This window comes from Hydrogenophaga sp. (assembly GCF_025699295.1).
Lineage (GTDB): Bacteria > Pseudomonadota > Gammaproteobacteria > Burkholderiales > Burkholderiaceae_C > Hydrogenophaga.
The window spans coordinates 39,195-59,850 of the sequence record NZ_JAILWB010000016.1 but is presented as its reverse complement, the minus strand read 5'-3'; the positions used below and the strand labels follow the sequence as shown (position 1 = coordinate 59,850).

At 70.0% G+C, this 20,656-nt stretch carries 21 protein-coding genes and 1 pseudogene; 14 read left to right on the top strand and 8 right to left on the bottom strand.

Features of this window, described 5'->3' with window-relative positions:
* Nucleotides 1–44 precede the first annotated feature (44 nt).
* The 3 genes from K5880_RS17125 to K5880_RS17115 are packed head-to-tail and all read left to right on the top strand — an operon-like array spanning nt 45 to nt 2,594.
* Nucleotides 45–524 carry an Rrf2 family transcriptional regulator gene (locus tag K5880_RS17125; protein WP_297655037.1) on the top strand — a complete coding sequence of 160 codons (480 nt, stop codon included), beginning with the start codon at nt 45–47 and terminating at the stop codon, nt 522–524.
* On the top strand, nt 490–1,398 hold the full coding sequence (locus K5880_RS17120; protein WP_297655034.1) for an NAD(P)/FAD-dependent oxidoreductase: 909 nt from the start codon (nt 490–492) through the stop codon (nt 1,396–1,398). Before K5880_RS17125 ends, K5880_RS17120 begins: the two co-directional genes overlap by 35 nt.
* Nucleotides 1,399–1,445: 47 nt before the next feature.
* Nucleotides 1,446–2,594 carry an aromatic ring-hydroxylating dioxygenase subunit alpha gene (locus tag K5880_RS17115; protein ID WP_297655032.1) on the top strand — a complete coding sequence of 383 codons (1,149 nt, stop codon included), beginning with the start codon at nt 1,446–1,448 and terminating at the stop codon, nt 2,592–2,594.
* Between the two features lie 22 nt (nt 2,595–2,616).
* On the opposite strand, the gene K5880_RS17110 is transcribed toward K5880_RS17115, so the two are convergent.
* On the bottom strand, nt 2,617–5,499 hold the full coding sequence (locus K5880_RS17110; protein WP_297655029.1) for a transglycosylase domain-containing protein: 2,883 nt from the start codon (nt 5,497–5,499) through the stop codon (nt 2,617–2,619).
* 190 nt (nt 5,500–5,689) lie between these two features.
* Here K5880_RS17110 and K5880_RS17105 point away from each other — a divergent pair, with 190 nt between their 5' ends.
* The 5 genes and pseudogenes from K5880_RS17105 to K5880_RS17085 all read left to right on the top strand — a co-directional run bounded on the left by K5880_RS17105 (nt 5,690) and on the right by K5880_RS17085 (nt 9,114).
* Nucleotides 5,690–6,595 (top strand): RNA polymerase sigma-70 factor, encoded by a 906-nt coding sequence (locus K5880_RS17105; protein ID WP_297655026.1) that lies wholly within the window; start codon nt 5,690–5,692, stop codon nt 6,593–6,595.
* Between the two features lie 79 nt (nt 6,596–6,674).
* A complete protein-coding gene (locus K5880_RS17100; protein WP_297655024.1) occupies nt 6,675–7,136 on the top strand; it encodes a carboxymuconolactone decarboxylase family protein in 462 nt (153 codons plus the stop codon).
* 34 nt (nt 7,137–7,170) lie between these two features.
* Nucleotides 7,171–7,926: an SDR family oxidoreductase gene (locus K5880_RS17095; protein ID WP_297655021.1), complete on the top strand. Its 756-nt coding sequence runs from the start codon at nt 7,171–7,173 to the stop codon at nt 7,924–7,926.
* A gap of 84 nt (nt 7,927–8,010) precedes the next feature.
* Nucleotides 8,011–8,676: pseudogene (locus tag K5880_RS17090) on the top strand (enoyl-CoA hydratase-related protein); the annotation flags it as partial.
* A 33-nt stretch (nt 8,677–8,709) separates the two neighbouring features.
* The gene (locus K5880_RS17085) at nt 8,710–9,114 is read left to right on the top strand and encodes a VOC family protein (protein WP_297655197.1); all 405 of its coding nucleotides are present in this window, start codon (nt 8,710–8,712) and stop codon (nt 9,112–9,114) included.
* 90 nt (nt 9,115–9,204) lie between these two features.
* On the opposite strand, the gene K5880_RS17080 is transcribed toward K5880_RS17085, so the two are convergent.
* On the bottom strand, nt 9,205–9,924 hold the full coding sequence (locus K5880_RS17080; protein ID WP_297655018.1) for a GntR family transcriptional regulator: 720 nt from the start codon (nt 9,922–9,924) through the stop codon (nt 9,205–9,207).
* Between the two features lie 60 nt (nt 9,925–9,984).
* Between K5880_RS17080 and K5880_RS17075 the strand changes: the two genes are divergently transcribed.
* Genes K5880_RS17075 through K5880_RS17055 form a run of 5 tightly spaced genes read left to right on the top strand, consistent with a single transcriptional unit; the run spans nt 9,985 to nt 15,004 of the window.
* On the top strand, nt 9,985–10,812 hold the full coding sequence (locus tag K5880_RS17075; protein ID WP_297655015.1) for an ABC transporter ATP-binding protein: 828 nt from the start codon (nt 9,985–9,987) through the stop codon (nt 10,810–10,812).
* Nucleotides 10,809–11,588, top strand: coding sequence for an ABC transporter permease (locus K5880_RS17070; RefSeq protein ID WP_297655012.1), 780 nt, complete (start codon nt 10,809–10,811; stop codon nt 11,586–11,588). Before K5880_RS17075 ends, K5880_RS17070 begins: the two co-directional genes overlap by 4 nt.
* 49 nt (nt 11,589–11,637) lie before the next feature.
* Nucleotides 11,638–12,609: an ABC transporter substrate-binding protein gene (locus K5880_RS17065; protein WP_297655009.1), complete on the top strand. Its 972-nt coding sequence runs from the start codon at nt 11,638–11,640 to the stop codon at nt 12,607–12,609.
* A 13-nt stretch (nt 12,610–12,622) separates the two neighbouring features.
* Entirely contained in the window at nt 12,623–14,239 is a 1,617-nt protein-coding gene (locus tag K5880_RS17060; protein WP_297655006.1) for an amidohydrolase, read from the top strand.
* Between the two features lie 3 nt (nt 14,240–14,242).
* Nucleotides 14,243–15,004, top strand: a complete 762-nt coding sequence (locus K5880_RS17055) for an ABC transporter permease (protein ID WP_297655003.1) — start codon at nt 14,243–14,245, stop codon at nt 15,002–15,004.
* Between the two features lie 24 nt (nt 15,005–15,028).
* Here the strand turns inward: K5880_RS17055 and fdxA are convergent, their stop codons facing one another.
* The 4 genes from fdxA to K5880_RS17035 all read right to left on the bottom strand — a co-directional run bounded on the left by fdxA (nt 15,029) and on the right by K5880_RS17035 (nt 18,316).
* The gene (gene fdxA / locus K5880_RS17050; RefSeq protein WP_297655000.1) at nt 15,029–15,352 is read right to left on the bottom strand and encodes a ferredoxin FdxA; all 324 of its coding nucleotides are present in this window, start codon (nt 15,350–15,352) and stop codon (nt 15,029–15,031) included.
* A gap of 63 nt (nt 15,353–15,415) precedes the next feature.
* On the bottom strand, nt 15,416–16,609 hold the full coding sequence (locus K5880_RS17045; protein WP_297654997.1) for an NnrS family protein: 1,194 nt from the start codon (nt 16,607–16,609) through the stop codon (nt 15,416–15,418).
* A gap of 133 nt (nt 16,610–16,742) precedes the next feature.
* Nucleotides 16,743–18,005 (bottom strand): phosphoglycerate dehydrogenase, encoded by a 1,263-nt coding sequence (gene serA, locus K5880_RS17040; protein WP_297654994.1) that lies wholly within the window; start codon nt 18,003–18,005, stop codon nt 16,743–16,745.
* A gap of 77 nt (nt 18,006–18,082) precedes the next feature.
* Nucleotides 18,083–18,316: a SlyX family protein gene (locus K5880_RS17035; protein ID WP_297654991.1), complete on the bottom strand. Its 234-nt coding sequence runs from the start codon at nt 18,314–18,316 to the stop codon at nt 18,083–18,085.
* Nucleotides 18,317–18,378: 62 nt separating this feature from the next.
* On the opposite strand from K5880_RS17035, the gene K5880_RS17030 reads away from it, so the two are divergent.
* On the top strand, nt 18,379–18,924 hold the full coding sequence (locus tag K5880_RS17030; protein WP_297654988.1) for an MOSC domain-containing protein: 546 nt from the start codon (nt 18,379–18,381) through the stop codon (nt 18,922–18,924).
* On the opposite strand, the gene K5880_RS17025 is transcribed toward K5880_RS17030, so the two are convergent.
* Both K5880_RS17025 and K5880_RS17020 read right to left on the bottom strand, forming a co-directional pair.
* Nucleotides 18,911–19,849: a thiamine phosphate synthase gene (locus K5880_RS17025; protein WP_297654985.1), complete on the bottom strand. Its 939-nt coding sequence runs from the start codon at nt 19,847–19,849 to the stop codon at nt 18,911–18,913. The two genes, K5880_RS17030 and K5880_RS17025, sit on opposite strands and share 14 nt — an antisense overlap.
* Nucleotides 19,846–20,652 (bottom strand): thiazole synthase, encoded by an 807-nt coding sequence (locus tag K5880_RS17020; protein ID WP_297654982.1) that lies wholly within the window; start codon nt 20,650–20,652, stop codon nt 19,846–19,848. The genes K5880_RS17025 and K5880_RS17020 overlap by 4 nt, the downstream gene beginning before the upstream one ends.
* Between the last annotated feature and the right edge of the window lie 4 nt (nt 20,653–20,656).

The window sequence follows — 20,656 nt, the reverse complement described above, 5'->3', positions numbered from 1 at the left end:
GCGATGGCTCGGTTCGCTGATTTTCATGTAACCATACAAGTTACATGAAACTCGACAGCAAACTTTCGTCGATCCTGCACCTGCTGCTGCACATGGCGCACAGCGAGCGGCCCATGACGTCCGAGGCGCTGGCTGCCTGCCTGCAGGGCAGCCCCGTGGTCGTGCGCCGCACGCTGGCCGGCCTGCGCGAGGCCGGTTTCGTGAGTTCCGAGAAGGGCCACGGCGGCGGCTGGGTGCTGGCCTGCAACCTGAAGACCGTGACGCTGCGCGACGTGTACGACGCGGTCGGTGCGCCCACGGTGTTCGCCATGGGCCACCGCTCGGACAACCCCGAATGCCTGGTCGAACAGGCGGTCAACGGAGCCCTTTCGGGTGCCTTGCAGGATGCCCAGGCCCTGCTGGTGCAGCGCCTGGGCCGCGTGACGCTGGCCGACCTCGCGGCCGATTTCAACCGGCGCTTTGCCGCCCACCCCCATGCCAGGAGCCACCTTGAGCACATCCACCTCCGCCACCACCCTGAATGACGCCATCGTCATCGGCGGCAGCTACGCCGGCATGTCCGCCGCGCTGCAGCTCGCGCGGGCGCGCCGCCGCGTGCTCGTGATCGACGCGGGTGTGCGGCGCAACCGCTTTGCCAGCGCGTCGCACGGTTTCCTGGGTCACGACCGGCGCGCGCCCGGTGCGATCGCTGCCGAGGGCAAGGCCCAACTGCTGGCCTATCCCAGCGTGCGCTGGCTGGAAGCCACGGTGTCGCAGGCCGAACCGTGCGACGACGGTTTTCGCGTCGCCATCGCCGACGGCCATGTCGAACGGGCACGCAAGCTGGTGATCGCCAGCGGCGTGGTCGACGAGCTGCCGGCCATCGAAGGCCTGGCGCAGCGCTGGGGCCAGGGTGTCTTCCACTGCCCGTACTGCCACGGCTACGAAATCGGCAGCGGCCGCATCGGCGTGCTGGCCAGCAGCGCGCTGTCGATGCACCACGCGCTGATGCTGCCCGACTGGGGGCCGACGACGCTGTTCCTCAACGACGCCTTCGAGCCCGACGACGCGCAGCGCGCCGCGCTGGCCGCACGCGGTGTCACCGTGCAGGCCGGGCCGATTGCGCGGCTGGTGGACGCAGCCACGGTCGAGCTGCGCGATGGCCGTCGCTTTGCCATGGACGGCCTGTTCACGATCACCCGCACCCACCTGGCCAGCCCGGTGGCGGACCAGCTCGGCTGTGCGCTGGAGGAGGGGCCCACGGGCGCCTACATCCACACCGACGCCATGCAGGCCACCAGCGTGCCGGGCGTGTTCGCCTGCGGCGACGCCGCGCGCGCTGCAGGCAATGTGGCGATCTCGGTGGGCGCGGGTGCCATGGCCGGGGCCTCAGCGCACCGCTCGCTGATGTTCGACTGAGCGAAATCCCCATGGCCGGCGCGCGCGCGGCTGGCGATGATGGCGGCATGAACGCCGCCTTGCCCACCCCCGCCGCCGCCGCCCTGTTCGATCGCATCAAGGCCACGCTGGCCGGCGAGCAGCGGCAGCGCCAGCCCGGCACCTGGTCGCCGGTGGCGCGCTACCTGGACCCGTCGCGCCACCTGAGCGAGCTCGCGGCGCTGCGCCGCCTGCCCCAGGCCGTGGCCGATGCCGCCACCCTGCAGGCGGTAGGAGACTGGCGGGCCTGCAGCGTGCACGGCGTGCCGGTGCTGCTCACGCGCGGTGCCGACGACCGCCTGCGCGCCTTCATCAACGTGTGCCGCCACCGCGGCGCGGCGCTGGTGCCCGAGGGCGCCAGTGGCCAGGGCCGCGAGCGCTTCGTCTGCCCGTACCACAGCTGGACGTACGGCAGCCACGGTGCCTGCGTGGGCCGGCCGCACGACGGCGACTTCCCGCATGCGCCCCGGGACCGCACGGGCCTGGTGGAACTGCCCTGCGCGCAGCGCTTCGGACTGGTGTGGGTGGTGGCCACCGCCACGCCCGGCTTCGACTGGGCCGCGTACTTCGGTCCGTTGGGCGATGAAATCGAGGAACTCGGCTTCGATGCCGCAGCGCGCGTGCAGCGCGAACGCCACTTCACCCAGGCTTCGAACTGGAAGCTGGTGCTCGACGGCAACCTGGAGAGCTACCACTTCGCCTACGCGCACCGCGAGACCATCGCCCACCTGTTCCACGACAACCTGGTGGTGCACGACCAGGTCGGCGATCACCAGCGCATCGTGCTGCCCAAGCGCAGCTTCGCCGAACTGGCCGAACCGCCGGCCCGGCTGGCGGACTTCGCCAGGACCCTCAACATCATCTACTTCCTGTTCCCGTCCACGCTGCTGCTGTGGGAAGGCGATCACATCAACGCCATCGCGCTCTCGCCCGCCGACGGCGCCTCGACCCGGGTGGACGGCTGGCTGGTGGCTCCGCAGCGGTACCTGTCCGTCCGCAGCGACGGGCACTGGCAGCGCAATTTCGACATGTTCTGGCAGGCGATCGACGAAGACCTCGCCCTGGCCGCGAGCATGCAGCGCGGCCTGACCAGCGGCGCGAACCAGGCCCTGTGCTTCGGCGAAAACGAGTTCGCCTGCGCGGCGTTTCACGACGCCGTGCAGCGCATGCTGGATTGACCGGCGCGGCGCGGGTGCCGCCTCACGGTTCGCGCGGGCAGCCGCTGCCGGGTTCGCCGTCGAGTTGGGCCATCAGCACCGGCGCCATGGATCGCAGGATCTGCACCGGCAGGCCCGAGGTGAAGCGGTGGTTGGCCGCGTTCGGCCCGACCACGTAGGCGGTGACGCTGCCGAAATGCTTCGGTCCGAGATAAAACACGAAGGTGGCGGTGCGGTTCAGGGCCAGGCCGCCGCGCCCGTTCACCACCACGCGGTTGTCGCCCGTGCCGGTCTTGCCACCGGGGGCGAAGTCTGCGCCGGAGGTGGACTCGAAGCTGCCGGCCAGTCGCCGGGCGGTGCCCGCTTCCACCACGTCCGACAAGGCCTTCTTCAGCGCCCTGGCCACCTCGGGGACCATGACGCGTTCGCCCGTTGCCGGCGTGGGCCGCAGCACCGTTTCCCATGGGGTGTCCGCCGCGAAGCGCAGGTTGGCGATGCGGTAGGTCGGCAGTCGCACGCCGCCATGGACGATGATGCCCATCAGCTCGGCCAGCGCGGCGGGCCGGTCGCCCGAGCTGCCCAGGGCGGTGGCGAGCGAAGGCACAAGCTGGCCGAAGGGATAACCGAGCCGGCTCCAGCGGCGCTGGATGTCCATGAACGCTTCCACCTCCAGCATGGTGTGGATGCGCGCGTCCTGTGCGTCCTTGGCGCGGGTGCGGAACAGCCATTGGTAGGCCTCCTGGCGTTCGGCGGTGCTCGCGGCGATGGCATCGGCCAGCGTGGCCTGGGGGTTCTGCTGCCGGTACGCCACCAGCCAGAGCTCCAGCGGGTGCATGCGGGCCGCATCGGCCCCCTCCGGCAGGGTGTGCGGCTCGTCGGCGCTGCGCGGGTCGGTCTTGCGCCAGAAGCGGCGCAGGAAGATCTGACCCTCCTGGTCGGCAAAGCGGGCGAGGTAGGCCTCGCGGCGCGGGTCGAGCGGGTCCTGCAGCAAGCGCGCGCTGCTGCCGGTTGCGCGGTCCATGGTGTGGTGCACGACTTCCTGCAGCAGGCGCACGAAGGGCAGGTTGATCGACGCCTGCATGGCTTCGCGCAGGGTCGGTTCGCGCGTGTCGTCCTTGGGGTTGAAGTTGTGGAAGCTGTGCAGGCCACCCCCGGTGAAAAACTGTTCATGCGGGCTGGCGGAGAAGCGGCGCTCCATGGCGGCGTCCAGCATCGTGTCCAGGCTGCGGTCTTTCGCGCCCGACAGGTACCGCACCGCCCAGCGGCTCAGGCTGTCCTGCGGGTCGGGCCCGGTGGCCCGCAGCGCCGCAGGCTCCAGTGGCGCCAGCCGGCCGTGCAGCTCGGCGACCAGCTCCAGGTAGGTCGCCAGCACGCGCAGCTTGGCCGTGGAGCCCAGTTCGAGCTTGCTGCCTTCGTTGATGTCCAGCGGCTGCTGGGTGGTGTCGGTCTGGACCCGCACCAGGTTGCCCTGCGGCGTGCTCTCCAGCAGGGTGAAGCTGTAACGCACCTCGCCCAGCGTGTCGGCCTGCAGCAGGCGCTCACCCAGCAGTGCCTGCGAGCGCGCGAAGTCCGGGTCCGCCAGGCGGCCGAGGTAGGCGCTCACCTCGTGCTGCAGCCTGCCGTTGAGCGTGGTGTCGGCCTGGGCGTCCAGCCGGTCCAGCCGGTAGAGCGAGGTGCCCAGCAGGCCGGCCAGTCGGGTGCGCACGGCGGTGATGCCTTTGCCGCCGGCTGCCGGCAACTGGGGCGGGTTGCGTGCCATGTCGCGAAACACCAGCGTCTGGCGCAGCGCGGCGTCGCGCCAGCCGGCGTCGATGATGCCCGCCTCGGCCAGCAGGCGCAGGTGGGCATCGGTCGCGCTGTCGAGTTCGGCGCGGCCCTGCGCCAGGTACCAAGAAGGCCTACGGTGGGCGATCATCAGCGCCACCGCCTGGCGCAACGCGAGCGCCCGCGCGGTGGGTTCCTGTACGGTGCCAGCGGCGGTCGACAGCGCTGCCATGGCACTGTCGAAGTCGGTGCCGAACCACACCCACAGGCCATCACCCAGGCCGTGCACCTCGCCGTGGCGCGGTGCTGCAGACAGCGGCACCGTGTTCAGGTAGTCCAGCACCAGTTGCCGGCGCACGGGCAGGGTATCGGCGCCATGCAGGTAGGCCCGCACCGAAGCCGACGCCATCTGCCGCAGCTTCTCGCGCGCGTCGTGCGTGATGCCGCCGGGCGAATGGCGGTACTTCTCGATCTGGGTGGCCAGCGTGCTGCCACCGTGGGTGTCGATGTCCGCGTCGATGTGGCTGCCCAGCTGCCCGATCACGGCGCGCGTGAAACGTACCCAGTCCACCGCCGGGTTCATCCGCGGGCGCCCGGGGTCGAGCAGGTCGCGGTTCTCGATGAAGAGCAGGGCCTGGACCACCACCGGCGGCACGCTGTCGAAGCTGTCAAAGCGGCGAAACGGGTAGCGGAAGGCGTGCAGCGGTTCGCGGCTGCAGTCGTACACCGTCAGGCCGGTGTGGGTTTTCTCCACATACGGCGCGAACCACCCGCGCGCCAGGTGGGCGCGCAGGGCATCGTTGTGGCGCGCCTGGGCCGAGACTTCGAAGCCGCGCGCCCGCAGCCGCTCGGTGAACCCGGGGATCTCGGTGTAGCCCATGCGCTCGTCGAAAGGGCCGTGCAGCGGGAACCGGAGGGAGTCGGACGGACCCGGGGCGACGTGGTGGTGCAGGGTGGCCGCGTGGCGGCTGAGTTCGCGGGCCTGCCAGTGCGAGGTCTGCGCCTCGTGACGCAGCAGCAGGGCCGTCACCGCGCCCAGCATGGCCAGGACCAGCAGCGCCCATTGCCACCAGGGCAGGCGCAGGCCCGTCGAACGCTGGTAGCCCGGCGGATCGCCGAGGCGCACCGTGTGCGGTTCGTTCCCGAAGCGTGGCTCGGACATGACAGACCCCCTTGCGGCAAGCCGGCCCGACGGGTCAGGGCGTCGTGATCCTGACTTGCGCTGGGGCCCATCTTGTTCCTCTCCGGCACCGATGTCACGCGCGCATTGCACGTTCGCGGGCTGCGGATCGGGCAGAAACGACGTAACGTGATGGCTGTCACAAAATCGGGTGGCGCCACGTCTACAACCCATGAGCCCTTCCGCCGACGACACCTTCCGCCGCCTTCGCCCGCGTCTGCAAGGCATTGCCTACCGCATGCTGGGTTCGTCCGCCGAGGCCGAGGAGGTGGTGCAGGACGCCTGGCTGCGCTGGCACGAGAGCGCGCACGACGGCCTGCAGAGCGCCGACGCCTGGCTGGTCACCATCACCACCCGCCTGTCCATCGACCGCCTGCGCAGCGCCCGGGTGCAGCGCGAGCACTACGTGGGCACCTGGCTGCCCGAGCCGCTGCTGAGCGCCGCCGCGCCCTCACCCGAACAGATGCTCGAACGCGCCGACGATGTGTCGGTGGCCTTTCTCGCGCTGCTGGAGCGGCTGGCGCCCGAGGCGCGCGCGGCCTACCTGATGCGCGAGGTGTTCGACGCCGACTACGGTGAAGTGGCCGAGGCCCTGGGCAAGACCGAGAGCGCGTGCCGCCAGATCGTGCACCGCGCGAAAGCACAGCTGCAGGACGAACGGCCGCGCCACGTGGTGCCGCGCGAGGCGCAGCTGCGCCTGCTGCGCGGCTTTGCCGAGGCAGCGGCCAGCGGCCGGTTCGCCGCGCTCCAGGGCCTGCTGGCCGAGGACGCGCAGCTCATCGGCGACGGCGGCGGCATCGTGCCCAGCTTCGGCGTTCCGCTGGTGGGCAGCCGGCGCATCGCGCAGCTGTTCTACGCCACGCACCGGCGGTTCGGTGACGCGGTGCGCTACGAGGTGGTGGTGCTCAACGGGCAATGGGGTTTGCTGCGCTTCATCGGCAACACGCTGGAATCGGCGCAGTCGTTCGAGACCGACGGCGAGCGCATCCTGACCCTGCACGTGCAGCGCAACCCGGACAAGCTCGCGCGCATGGCCGCCGCGCTGGGCCGCGACACCGGGCCGGTGGACAAGATTTGAAGTCGCCGCGCCGGCGGCTGTCACAAACCCGCGGGCTGCGGCGTCTTGTGTGTGTATCTCAACCACTTCAAGGACACACATGCACAACGCTCCCCGACTCCCCTGGACCCAGATCGCCCCCAAGGCCTACCAGGCCATGGCCGCCGTGAGCGCCACCACCGCCGCTTCCTCGCTCGGTCTCATCCTCATGGAACTCGTGAAGACGCGCGTCTCGCAGCTCAACAGCTGCGCCTTCTGCGTCGACATGCACGTGCGCGACCTGCGCAAGCACGGTGAAACCTGGCAGCGCATCAACAGTCTGTGCACCTGGCGCGAGGTCGGCCTGTACAGCGCGCGCGAACGCGCCGCCTTCGGCTGGGCCGAGAGTCTGGCGCGCACGGTGGAAGACCACAGCGACCGCGACGCCGAATTCAACACCCTCAAGGACCAGTTCAGCGACCAGGAAATCGTCGAGCTGACCTGGGTCATCGCCCAGATCGGCGTCTGGAACCGCATGTGCGTCGGCATGCGCGCGCCGGTGCCGGAAAAAGAGATCGCCTGAACCCCCGTCACCCTCCAGCATGCAAGGAACTCCCATGAACATCGTCATCCTCGGCGGCAGCGGCCTCATCGGAAAACAGCTCGCCGTCCGGCTCCAGCAAGCCGGCCACACGGTCACGCCCGCGTCCCCCTCCACCGGTGTCGACGCCGTCACCGGTGAAGGCCTGGACAAGGTCCTCGCGGGTGCGGACGTGGTGGTCGACGTGACCAATTCGCCCTCGTTCGAGGACGAGGCGGTGATGCACTTCTTCCGCGCTTCGACGCAGAACCTGCTGGCCGCCAGCGCACGCGCCGGCCTGGGGCATTACGTGGCGCTGTCGGTGGTCGGCTCCGAGCGCGTGCCCGACAGCGGTTACTTCCGCGCCAAGATCGCGCAGGAAGCGCTGATCAAGGCCGGCCCGGTGCCTTACACCATCGTGCGGGCCACGCAGTTCTTCGAGTTCCTGCCCGCCATCGCGCACGCCAACACCGAAGGCCGCACGGTGCGCCTGCCCTCGGCCCCGCTGCAACCCATGGCCTCGGCTGACGTGGCCGCCGAACTCGCCAGCGTGGCGCAGCGGGCGCCCCTGAATGGCACCTGTGAGGTGGCCGGGCCAAAGGCCATGGCGCTCGACGCCCTGATCCGCCAGCTGTTCGAGGCGCGCCGCGATGAGCGCGAGGTGGTGTCCGACCCCGCCGCGCGCTACTTCGGTTCGACACTGGACGCAAACTCCCTGGTGCCGGGGCATGGCGCCACCATCGTCCCGACATCGCTGGCGCAGTGGCTGGCCAGCGCGCCGGCAGCGCACTGAGCCACCGGTCTTCCCCGGTGGCGCCGGTCGGTGCGTGGCGTGTACGCTTGTGGGCCGCGCACTGCGCGCCCGTGGAAACCTGCCATGCACCTGATTCAGACCCGCGACGACGATGGCGTGCTCGAACTGCGCCTGAACCGGCCCGAACGCCTCAATGCGCTCTCGCTCGCACTGGCCCGTGACCTGCTCGCGGCGGTGCGCGAGGGCGTGGCCGACCCCGCCGTGCGCGCGATCCTGCTCAGCGGCGAGGGCCGCGCCTTCTGTGCCGGCAAGGACCGCGACGACCTGCCCACGCCGGCCTTTGTCGACACGCTGCAGGCGCTGGCGTCTGCCCTGGTGCACGCGCCCCAACCCGTGGTGACGGCGGCGCAGGGTTGGGTGGTGGGCGCGGGCTTCGAAATCATGCTCAACGGCGACCTCGTCGTGGCCGCGCGTGGCGCACGTTTCATGCTGCCCGAGGTGCAGGTGGGCCTGTTCGGCACAGGCGGCGTGGCTGCCCTGCTGCCGCGCCTGGTGGGCCTGCAGAAGGCCAAGGGCCTGCTGATGCTGGGGCAGGAGCTGAGTGCCACCGACGCGGAGCGCTGGGGCCTGGTGTGGCAGGTGGTCGAGGACGACGCCTTGCCTGCCCACGCGCTCGCCCTGGCGCGGCAGCTGGCGCGCGGCAGTCCGGCCCTGCTGGCCGAGGTCAAGCGGCTGGTGCATCGCGAACAGCTGGGCGATTTCGACGCCACGCTGGCGCGCGAAGCGCAGGTGCACGCGCGCCTTCAAGGGGCCGTGGCGGCGATCCGTCCGCGCGAGATCGACCACATCGTGCTGCGCGTGACCGACCTCGATCGCATGCTGCGCTTCTACTGCGATGCGCTGGGCTGCTCCGTGGAGAAGCGGCAGGAGAAGATCGGCCTGGTGCAGTTGCGCGCGGGGCGTTCACTGATCGATCTCGTGCCTGTGGACGGTGAACTGGGCCGCACCGGCGGGGCAGCCCCGGGGCGCGAAGGCCGCAATCTGGACCACTTCTGCCTGCGCGTGGAGCCGTTCGACGAGGCCACGATCCGCCAGCGCCTGCAGGCTCACGGCGCCGAACCCGGGCCGGTGGAGCAGCGCAACGGCGCCGAGGGCGAAGGCCCGTCGATCTATGTGAGCGACCCCGAAGGCAACGTGGTCGAACTCAAGGGGCCGCCGCAGGGTTGAAGCGGGCGGAGCGGGACGTGCGCAGGGGGGTGGCGCTGTCGTCGTCACGCCGTCGGCAGGCACCCGCCAGCTCCCGGCCCGGGATGCCGCCTAGCTCCCCACCAACCTGAAGGCAGGCAGGAGGCTCTCGCTCTCGTTGCGGTGTTCCAGGGCCTGCCGCAGGTTGTACTGCGCCACTTCGACGTGCTCGGCCGCGAGTGCCTGCGCACGCGTGCCCTCCCCGCGTTCGAGGGCGTCGAACAGCATGTGATGCTGCCGGTGCGCGTAGGTCATGGAGTCGCGGTCCAGGGCGAAGGCGCCCTGCGTGGGCAGCAGGGCGCTGGCGGCTGCAAAAGGCAGCTTGTTGTTGAGCTCGATGGCGCGCTGCAGCGCACGGTTGCCGCAGGCCTCGACGAGAAGCCCGTGGAAGCGGTCGTTCATGGCCGCATAGCGCGCGTATTCCTCCACCATCAGCGAGTGGGCGGCCACCACGCTGTCGCCTTCGTCCAGGCAGGACCGCAGCTCCCGCGCCAGCTGCCGGCCGAGCCCGTGCTCGGCCACCAGCCGGGCCACCATGCCTTCCAGGTGCCCGCGCACGGCGATGGCGTCCGCGATCTCTTGCGCAGTGTATTGGCGCACCACGTAGCCCACCGTCCCGTTCGCTTCGACCAGACCCTCCTGCTCCAGGCTCACGAGGGCAGCCCGCACCGGCGTGCGCGAGACGCCCAGCCGCTCGGCAAGGTGTTGCTCGCCCAGGCGCGCCCCGGGCGCGAATTCACCGCGCAGGACCAGGTCCCGCAGTTGCATGAGAACGGTCTTGTGGCGGTTCATGGAAGAAATGTACACAAATTTTTTAGAACGGTATACATTTGCCCTCTGAAAGGATTTGCAATGCGCGCTGTGCAGGACGAGTCGATCACCCAACCACGGGGCCACGTGGACAGCCCGGCCTGCCTGACCCTCTCGGGCGTCGGCAAGACCTTCGGCAGCGGCGCAGGGCAGACCGAGGCACTGGGGCACATCGATCTGGCGGTGCGCGAAGGCGAGTTCCTGGCCATCGTCGGGCCCTCCGGTTGCGGCAAGTCCACGCTGCTGCAGATCGCGGCCGGGCTGGCGCGGCCCACGCAGGGCGCCGTGCATTTCCATGGGGATGAGGTCACGGCACCGCCGCCCGGCATCGTTTACCTGTTCCAGCAGTACGGCAAATCGCTGTTCCCCTGGCGCACCGTGATCGACAACGTCGCGTTCGCGGTGGAGCACCTCGCGGGCATGGGCCGCGCCGAGGCGCGCGCCAGCAGCCGCCGCTACCTGGACATGGTGGGGCTGGCCGATTTCGCCGGGCATTACCCCGCGCAGCTCTCGGGCGGCATGCAACAGCGGGTGACGATCGCCCGTGCCCTCGCCGCGCAGCCCCGGGTGCTGTTGATGGACGAGCCCTTCAGTTCCGTCGACGCGCTCACACGGCTCGAACTGCACGCCATCGTGCAGGACCTCTGGCAGAAACACGGATTCACCGCGGTGCTGGTCACGCACGACGCGGACGAGGCCGTGTTCCTCGCCGACCGCATCGCGGTGCTCTCGGCCCGGCCCTCGCGCGTGGTCCAGGTGCTGGAGACCGGGCTGCCACGGCCGCGCGACCGCCTCGAGACGCCGCAGATGCCGCGCTACCTGGAACTGCGGCACGAGTTGCTGGCCATGCTGCTGGGGAAGCGGCCATGAGTGGGGGGCTGGCTTCCCGGCGGCTGCAGGGCTGGCTCGGCCCCGCGGTGCTGGTGTCGCTCGTGCTGCTGCTGGAACTCGCCACGCGCGCCGGCTGGGTCAATGCCGTGCTGGTGCCGCCGCCCACGGCCGTGGCGCAACGCGTCTTTGCGGTCGTGGCCGCCGGCAGCTTTCTTGCACCGCTGGGCAGCACCATGTACCTGCTGGCGGCGGCCTATGCGATCGGCTGCGTGCTGGCCATCGCGCTCGGCGTCTTCATGGGGCGGTTTCGCCCCGTGCACGGGCTGCTGGAACCGCTGGTGGAAGTCCTTCGCCCGCTGCCCAAGCCCGCCTTGCTGCCGCCGCTGATGCTGTTCCTGGGCCTGGGCGACACCATGAAGATCACGGCGGTCGCGCTGGGCGTTTTCTTCCCGGTGCTGATCAACACCGTCCAGGGTGTGCGCGGCGTTGATCCCGTGCTGGTGGACGTGGCACGCACCTTCCAGCATTCGCGCGCGGCGCTGCTGTGGAAGGTGGTGCTGCCTTCGGCCATGCCCCTCATCCTCGCGGGGATGCGCATCGCCCTGGGCATCGCACTGGTGCTGGTGGTGATCGCCGAGATGATGGCCGGCACCGGAGGCATCGGCTACCTGATCATCGACTTGCAGCGCTCGTTCCGCATCGTCGACATGTACGCGTGGGTCGTGATCCTCGCGGTGCTGGGCTATGCGCTCAACGAGGTGTTCGTGCGCATCGAGCGGCGCGCCATCCACTGGTCGGGTACGCGCACCGGCTGAACCCGTCATTCGAAATTCCCTTGCCCCCAACCCACCAGGAGAAGACGTGATGAGCCACCTCCCACTGCGCCGGCGGACCGTCGCCGCCACCCTCGCCGCCACCGCCCTCGGCCTGGCCACGCCGCTGGTGCGCGCCCAGACCACCAGAATCCGGGTCAGCACCATTCCCATCATCGACATCGCCCCGCTGCAGGTCGCGATCGCCAAGGGCTACTTCACCGCCGAAGGCATCGAGGTGGACACGACGCCGACGCAGGGGGGCGCCGCCGGCATTCCCGCGCTGGCCGCAGGGCAGGTACAGGTCGTGTTCAGCAACGTCGTCTCGATCATCCAGGCCGCCAAACAGGGCCTGGGCGTTCAGATCATCGCGCCGGCCAGCACCACGGGCGACGCGCCGCCGGACCAGGCGGCGCTGATCGCCAAAAAAAGCGCCACCTTCAAGACCGGCAAGGACCTCGAGGGCAAGCGCATCGCGGTGAACACCCGCAACAACATCATCTGGCTGTATGCGCGCGCCTGGGTGCGCGCCACCGGCGGCAACCCCGATGCCGTGACCTACCTCGAGGTGCCGTTCCCGCAGATGGTGGACGCCGTGCGCGGGGACCGCGTCGATGCGGCGTTCGCCGTCGAGCCGTTCGTCTCGGGCGGCGTCGCTGCCGACATGCAGGTGATCGGCTACCCCTACACCCAGGTGCAGAAGCACCTGCCGGCCGCGCAGTACGCGGCGAGCAAGACCTTCATCGAGCAGAACCCGAAGGTGATCGACGGCTGGGTGCGCGCCTACCAGAAGGGGGTGGACTGGGTGAACCAGAACCTGAAGTCCGAAGAGCTCTTCAACATCATCTCCGGCTACACCCGCATGCCCCCGCAGCTGATCGCCAAGCTGGGGGTGACTGCGTACGAGAAGGCCGTGGACCCCGCGGCACTGGTGCCGGTGGTGGACCAGATGCGGCGCAACGGCCTGCTGGAGGGCGAGTTCGACCCGAAGTCCATCCTCCACCGCACGGCCCTCAAGGCTTGAGGCCGAATCGCCCATGACGACGACAGAACAGGTGCTGGTCACCGGCGACATCGTGACGATGGACCCGGCGCGCCCGCGCGCGCAGGCCTTCGCGGTCCACGGCGGCCGCATCGTGGCTGTGGGGACGCGCGACGAAGCGCTCGCCGCGCTGGGCCCCATGCCGCGCGAGGTGCACTACCGCGACGGCACGGTGGTGCCCGGGCTGATCGACACGCACAACCACATGCAGTGGACCGCGATCCAGACGCGGCTGGTGGACCTGGCGCCAGCCCGCTCGATCGCCGACGTGCAGGAGGCGGTCCGGGCCTATGCGCAGCGCCACCCGCACAAGCCCTGGATCATGAGCGGCAGCGGCTGGCATGTGGTGAGCCTGCGCGAGGGCCGCTACCCCACGCGGCACGAACTGGACGCCGTGTGCGCGGACCGGCCCGTGTACCTGCCCCGCATCGGGCACGCGGGGGTGGCCAACACGCTGGCATTGCAGTTGGCCGGCATCGGTGCCGACACGCCCGATCCGCCCGGCGGACGTTTTGAACGCGAAGCGGATGGCCACCCCAACGGTGTGCTGCTCGAGCCGACGGCTTTCGAGCAGGTGGCGCGCCTCGTTCCACTGCCCGCCGTGGAGGAGCAGGCCGATGCCCTGCGCGACATGCAGCGCGCCTACCACGCCGCGGGCCTCACGGGCATCATGGACCCAGGCGTCACGCCGGAGATGTTGCGCCTGTACCAGATGCTGTGGCAGCGCGGCGAGCTCACGATGCGCACCGTGGCGATGCCGCTGGCGGATTCCAGCCTGCCCTTGCAGGAGAACCTGGACCGCATCGCGCATGCCGGGGTGGGCACGGGCTTTGGCGACGCGCGCCTGAAGCTGGGCGGGGTGAAACTGTTCCTGGACGGCGGCGCGTCACTGGGCACGGCGCTGATGCGGGAGCCCTACCCCGACGAGCGCTGCAACTGCGGCATCCAGGTGACGCCGACGGAGTCGTTCCGGCAGATCGCCTGGGCCTGCGCCCGGCAAGGCTGGTCGATGGGCGTGCACGTCGTTGGCGGCAAGGCGATCGACATCGCACTGGAGGTGTTCGCCGAGATCGACAAGGAGATCCCGCTGCGTCCGCTGCGTTTCAGCCTGATTCACGCCTACCTCTGGCCGGAGCAGCGCAACATCCGCGAAGCGGCGCGCATGGGCATCACGGTGGCGACGCAGTGCTCCATGCAGTACACCTTCGGGCCGCTGCTGGTGAAACGCTTCGGCACGGTGCTGATGTCGATGGCCACGCCCGTGCGCAGCTGGATCGACGGGGGCGTGGTGGTGGGCGGTGGTTCCGACTCGCCCGTCACGCCCTACCAGCCGCTGCTGGGGCTGTGGCAGGCGCGCACGCGCCACATCGCGGGAACGGACGAACCGGTGGGCCGCCTGCAGGCCGTGAGCGGTGAAGAGGCACTGGCCCTCTACACACGCGATGCCGCCTATGTGAGTTTCAGCGAGCACGAGCGCGGCATGTTGCGCCCCGGGCTGCTGGCCGACTGGACGGTGCTGTCGGTCGACCCCGTCACCTGCGACCCCGAGGCCTTGCGGGGCGCGCGCGTGCTGGCGACCGCCGTGGATGGCCAGCTGGTGCACGAGGCCTGACGCATGGACGCGCGCTGGTACCGGCTCTGGGGTGTGCTGCTGCTCGTGCTGCTGCTGGTGCTCTGGCAGGTGTCCGCGCTGTGCTGCGTGTCGAGCACCAACTGGCCGCCCGTGACCGAGATTCTGAAAGCGATCGTGACCGGGCTCGGCAGCGGGGAACTGGCGCAGGTGTTCGGCTCCACCTTGTGGCGCATGGCGGCGGGCTTCGCCATCGGATCGGCCGCGGGCGTGCTGCTCGGCGTGGTCATGGCGAGCTTCCCGGTCGCGAACGCCGCGCTGCGTTCCCTGGTGGAGCTGCTGCGCCCCATACCCATGCCAGCCATCGTGCCGCCGCTCATTCTGCTGCTGGGCATCGATGACGCGATGAAGGTGTTCGCGGTCTCGTTCGCGTGCTTCTTCCCGGTGCTGGTCAACACCATGGCGGGCGTGCGCGCGGTGGACCCGATTGCCCTGGACGTGGCGCGCACCTTCCAGGTGGGCCGGTTGCGAACGCTGGCCATGGTCGTGCTCCCGGCCAGCCTGCCCTTCATCCTGGCGGGACTGCGCACCAGCCTGGCGCTGGCGCTCATCGTGAGCGTGGTCGCGGAGATGATCGCCGGTTCCCAGGGGATCGGCTACTACATCATGACCATGCAGTACGCCATGCGGCCCAGCGACATGTACGCCGCGATCTTCCTGCTCGCGGCGCTCGGCTACGGCCTGAACCTCGCATTGCTCGCGATCGAACGCCGTCTGTTGCACTGGTGGCAGCGCTCGGGCGACTGAACCCAGGCGCCACGCAGGTGTGCGTCACCGCTTCAGTTCCGACAACTTCGACGTGACCTTGCTCCACGCGTCGGCGTCCGGCAGCGGCAGCTTGGTGCGCACGATCGGCTTCCATTCGCGCGCCAGCTCGGCGTTCAGGGCCGTGAAGTGCAACTGGTCGGGCGGCACATCCTCTTCGGCGTAGATGGCGTTGACCGGGCATTCCGGCACGCACACCGCGCAGTCGATGCAGTCGGCGGGATCGATGGCGAGGAAGTTCGGCCCTTCGCGAAAGGCGTCGACCGGGCAGACGTCCACGCAGTCGGTGTATTTGCAGCGTATGCAGGCTTCGGTGACAACGAAGGTCATGGATGTTCCCAGCCGGAATGGGCTGCTGCGGATGCAGCCAGTGGAGAGAGGTGGGTCATCTGCTCAGCCGTCCTTTCCGTCGAGGCGGGCCGTGACCAGCCAGGGCGAGAACACCATGAGGTACAGGGCAAACGCGAAGCCCCAGGCGGTTGCCGCGGCCACCAGCCAGATGACGAGATGCTGCGGCGCCAGCAGCGGCAGCAGGACCCTTGCCACAGCAGCGCAGGCCACCAGCAGGTACGCGGCTGTCTCGAGCCTTGAGGCCTGCAGTGGCCGCCCGGTGTGGCCGCGTGCGGTGCGGGTGATCATGCCGAGGATGAGCCCGCCGGTGGCGCCCACCGCCAGGGCGTGGATGCCGGAGGACACGCCCACCACGCCGAGCTGGGACAGCGCGAGCAGCGCAAGGCCGATGGGCAGCCACGCATAGGCGAGGTGCAGCACCCACAGAATGGGGCGCGAGCGTGTGCGCAACGGTTTCCAGCGCAGCAGGCGAAGGACATGCAGCAAGGCCGCGGCACCCAACGCCACGGCGCCGAAGACATGGGCCGGTGCCAGCACCCACAAAGCCAGCGCGATGGCCGTGGTGCCGAGCGTGGCCTGTTCCAGAACGGGTGGCACCTTCAGCCGCATGCCGGGCAACGCCGACTGGGTGAACGCCGGGATCACCCGCACGGCGATCACGCACTCGATCATCACGATCATCGCCAGCCCCGCGTGCAGGGCGCGAACCGGATCCACGTCGATCAGCCCGCTCACGGCGCCGTGAAACACCGCGTTGGCCAGGGTCAGCAACACGAGGATGAAGCCCAGTGGCAGGTTGCGCCCGCCGCCCGCGCGCAGGAGCAACGCGATGAAGATGCCGGCCACCAGCGGCAACAGCAGCAGGTCCAGCAGCGCATAGACCCCATACGGTGCGAAGACGGCTGCCAGCCGGGCCGCCAGCCACAAGCCCGCAAGCGCTGCCAGCACGGCGCCTCGTGGCGTTTCCAGGCCGGTCCAGGCTTTGCCCGCCGTCAGCAGAAAACCCACGATGACGGCAACCGCAAAACCGAACAGCATTTCATGGGCGTGCCAGAGCACCGGCGAGAGCGTCAGGTTCAAGGACACCTGACCCAGCAGGACGGCGATCCACAGCGGGATGGCGAGCATGCCGTATGCGGCGGCTCCCAGGTAGAACGGGCGAAAGCCGAGCCGCAGCAACGGCCAGCCTTGCGGCGATGGCAGGCGGGCCGAATCGGTGGCTATGGCTGTGGGCATGGGCAAGGGACGCATTCAATGGGGATCGGGGCCTGGAGCACATCCAGCTCAGGCGACGAGGTTAAATATTCATTTTGAATGCATCTTATAGGGGTCTGCTGACCAGGGCAAGGCAATACCCGCCAGGCCGGCATCAAAAAAGCACGCGGGTGCGCAAGGTACCGTCCACACCGGCCAGCCCGGACAGGGCGGTGTCGGCATGCGCGGCGTCGACATCGATCACCACATAGCCCACGTCGTCGCGGGTCTGCAGGTACTGCGCGGCGATGTTGATGCCGTTGTCGGCGAACACCCGGTTGATGGCCGAGAGCACGCCGGGCATGTTGTGGTGCACGTGCAGCAGGCGGCGCTTGCCGGGGTGGGCGGGCAGCGCCACCTCGGGGAAGTTGACCGACGAGGTGGTGGTGCCGTTGTCGCTGTACCGCACGAGCTTCTCCGCCACCTCATTGCCGATGTTGGTCTGTGCCTCCAGCGTGGAGCCGCCGATGTGCGGCGTCAGGATCACGTTGTCCAGGCCGCGCAAGGGCGAATCGAAGACGTCGGCGTTGCTCTGCGGCTCCTGGGGAAAGACGTCGATGGCGGCGCCGGCCAGGCGGTGCTCGCGCAGCGCGGCGGCCAGGGGCTCGATCTCGACCACGCGGCCGCGCGAGGCGTTGATGAGCACCGCGCCGGGCTTCATCTGCGCGATCTCGCGCTCGCCGATCAGCCATTCGGTGCTGGCGTTCTCGGGCACGTGCAGGCTGACCACGTCGGCGGTGCCCAGCAGTTCGGGCAGGGTGACCAGCTGGCGGGCATTGCCCAGCGGCAGCTTGCTGAGCACGTCGACGAAGACCACCTGCATGCCCAGCGCTTCGGCCAGCACCGAGAGTTGCGAGCCGATGGCGCCGTAGCCGATGATGCCCAGCGTCTTGCCGCGGATCTCGTGCGCGTTGCGGGCCGTCTTGAGCCAGCCGCCGCGGTGTGCCACCGTGCTCTTTTCGGGCACGCCGCGCAGCAGCAGGATGGCTTCGCCCAGCACCAGCTCGGCCACCGAGCGGGTGTTGGAAAACGGTGCGTTGAACACCGCGATGCCGCGCTGTCGTGCGGCCACCAGGTCGACCTGGTTGGTGCCGATGCAGAAGCAGCCGATGGCGATCAGCTTGGGCGCGTGGGCCAGCACCTCGGCGGTGAGCTGGGTGCGCGAGCGGATGCCGACGAAGTGCACATCGGCGATCTTGCGCCGCAGCTCGTCGTCGGGCGGCGAGCCCGCCATGGTTTCGATCTGGCTGTAGCCGGCCGCTTGCAGCGTGGCGGTGGCCGAGGGGTCGATGCCTTCGAGCAGCAGGAAACGGATCTTGCGCTTGTCGACCGAGGTCGTGGCGGCTTGGGGGCTGGAGGGGGGCGGGGCATTGCTCATGTCCGACCAATGTAGTCGGGATCAAGCGTCCTTGCGCAGAGCATCCCTATCCACCAACGGGGTCTGCGGATCCCGTCTCAGTAATGCGGCGGCAGCTCGTCGCGCGGGTCGCGCGCCGCGGGTGCGGCCTCGGGCTCGCCGCGCTGGCGCAGGCGGCTCACCTCGCGCAATAGCAGGTCGATCTGTTCCTGCTGGCGTGCCACCAGCTGGTTGAGCGTGTCGAGCAGATCGTCGGCATAGCTGGCCTTGATCTCGAGTTCGGTCAGGCGGTGTTCGGTGGCGTCGGGGTGGGAAGGGGTGGTGGCCGTCATGCCCTGTATTGGACGCGATGTCGGTCCGCGTTGCGAAGGCCTGTGCTAAAACCCGCGGCACCATGCGCCCTGCACACGTCCTCGCCGTCCACCTGAGCCCGGTGCACGCGTTCTCCAAGTCGATGGCCACGGCCATCACGCTGCTCGCCGGCCTGGGCGTGCAGGGCGACGCGCATTGCGGCGAAACCGTGCAGCACCGCTCGCGCGTGGCGCGCGACCCGACGCAACCCAACCTGCGCCAGGTGCACCTGCTGCAGGCCGAGCTGTTCGAAGAACTGGCGGGGCAGGGCCATACCGTGCGGCCCGGCGACATGGGCGAGAACATCACCACGCGCGGCATCGACCTGCTGGCCCTGCCCACGGGCACCGAGCTGCGCCTGGGTGCCGCAGCCGTGGTGCGCATCACGGGTTTGCGCAACCCCTGCGCGCAGATTGACCGCTTCCAGCCCGGCCTGATGGCCGCGGTGCTGGACCGCGCGCCCGGCGGTGCGCTGGTGCGCAAGGCCGGTGTGATGGCGGTGGTGTTGCGCGGCGGCGTGGTGGCCGAGCGCGATGGCATCGGCGTGCGGCTGCCCGCGGGGCCGCGCCTGCCGCTCAGCCCGGTGTAGCGCCGGGGCCACCCGTGGCCAGCGCCGCGGTCCACTTGGCCACTGCCGCCTCCAGGTCGTCGGCCGCCATCAGCGCGCGCACCACGCCGACGTTGCGCACACCCGCGGCCAGCACCTCGGGCAGGTTGCGCAGGTCGATGCCGCCGATCGCCATGTGCTGCACGTCGCGCAGCAGGCGCGCATACACGCGCAGGCGGCCCGTGCCCTGGGGCGCGGTGGCCATCTGCTTGAGCGTGGTGGGGTAGACCGCGCCCATGGCGATGTAGCTGGGGCTGTGGCGCTCGGCGATCAGCATCTCGGCATAGCCGTGCGTGCTCAGGCCCAGGCGCAGGCCGGCGTCGCGGATGGCGGCCAGGCCTTCGGGCGTCATGGCCTGCAGGTCTTCCTGCCCCAGGTGCACACCATGGGCATCGGCCTCGATCGCCGCTTCCCAGTGGTCGTTGATGTACAGGCAGGCGCCGGTGCCGCGCACGCCTTCGACGGCGGCGCGCACTTCGGCGCTGATCACCCGCGCGTCGCCGGACTTGAAGCGCAGCTGCACCGTGGGCACGCCCGCGCGCGCCATGCGCACCGTCCAGGCCGCATCGGGCATCACGGCGTACAGGCCGATGGCGCGGGGGCAGGGCGCGTAGGCCCGCTCGCGTGGGTGGGGCGCGATGTGGAAGTCGGCTGGCTCGTCAGGCCAGGCAGTCGGGTCGAACTGCCCGGTGCGTCGCGAGCGCGTGGCCCATGCGCGCGCGACGCACAGTGCGTCGGCGGGAATGAAACCGAGCGCGTGGCAGGCTTGCAGCGCGGCGGTGAACACCGGGTCATCCGACGCCGAGGTGGCGGGCTCCGCGCCCGCTGCCACGGGCAGGGCGAGCGTGGCCCGGTGCGCGTCGACGATGTCGCGCGCCATCTGCTCGGTGGTGCTGGAGAGGTTCATGCGTGGTGCCAGAACGGGGTGCCCAGCACCGGCGTGCTGGGCTGGGCGCTGGCCTGGGGCTGCATCGCGCCCGAGCGGTGCGCGGCGCGCCCGGCGCGCACCGCGTCGGCGAAGGCGCCGGCCATGTCCACCGGCGACTGCGCGAGCGCCACGGCGGTGTTGAGCAGCACGGCGTCATAGCCCCACTCCATCACGGTGCAGGCGTGCGAGGGCAGGCCCAGGCCGGCGTCGACAATCAGCGGCACGTTCAATCGCTCGCGCAGCAGGCGCATGGCATACGGGTTCACGGGGCCCTGGCCGGTGCCGATGGGCGCGGCCCAGGGCATCACCGCCTGGCAGCCCACGTCCACCAGGCGCTGGCACAGCACCAGGTCTTCGGTGCAGTAAGGCAGCACCTTGAAGCCGTCGTTGATGAGCTGGCGCGCGCAGTCCACCAGGTTGAGCGTGTCGGGCTGCAGGCTGTAGTCGTCGCCGATGAGTTCGAGCTTGATCCACGGTGTGTTGAACACCTCGCGCGCCATCTGCGCCGTGGTGATCACTTCCTGCGCGGTGTGGCAGCCTGCGGTGTTGGGCAGCACCGGCACGGCGAGCTCCTGCAGCAGCTTCCAGAATGCCGCACCGGCCTCCGGCTGCGCCGCGCCCTGGCGCCGCAGCGAAGCGGTGAGCATGGCGGGTTGCGCGCGTTTCACGGCGGCCTCGAGCGTGGCGGGCGAGGGGTAGCGCGAGGTGCCCAGCAGCAGGCGGCTGGTGAAGGTCTCGCCGTAGAGCATCAAAGGGTCGTCGTGGGTGAGTGGGGTCGTCATGTCC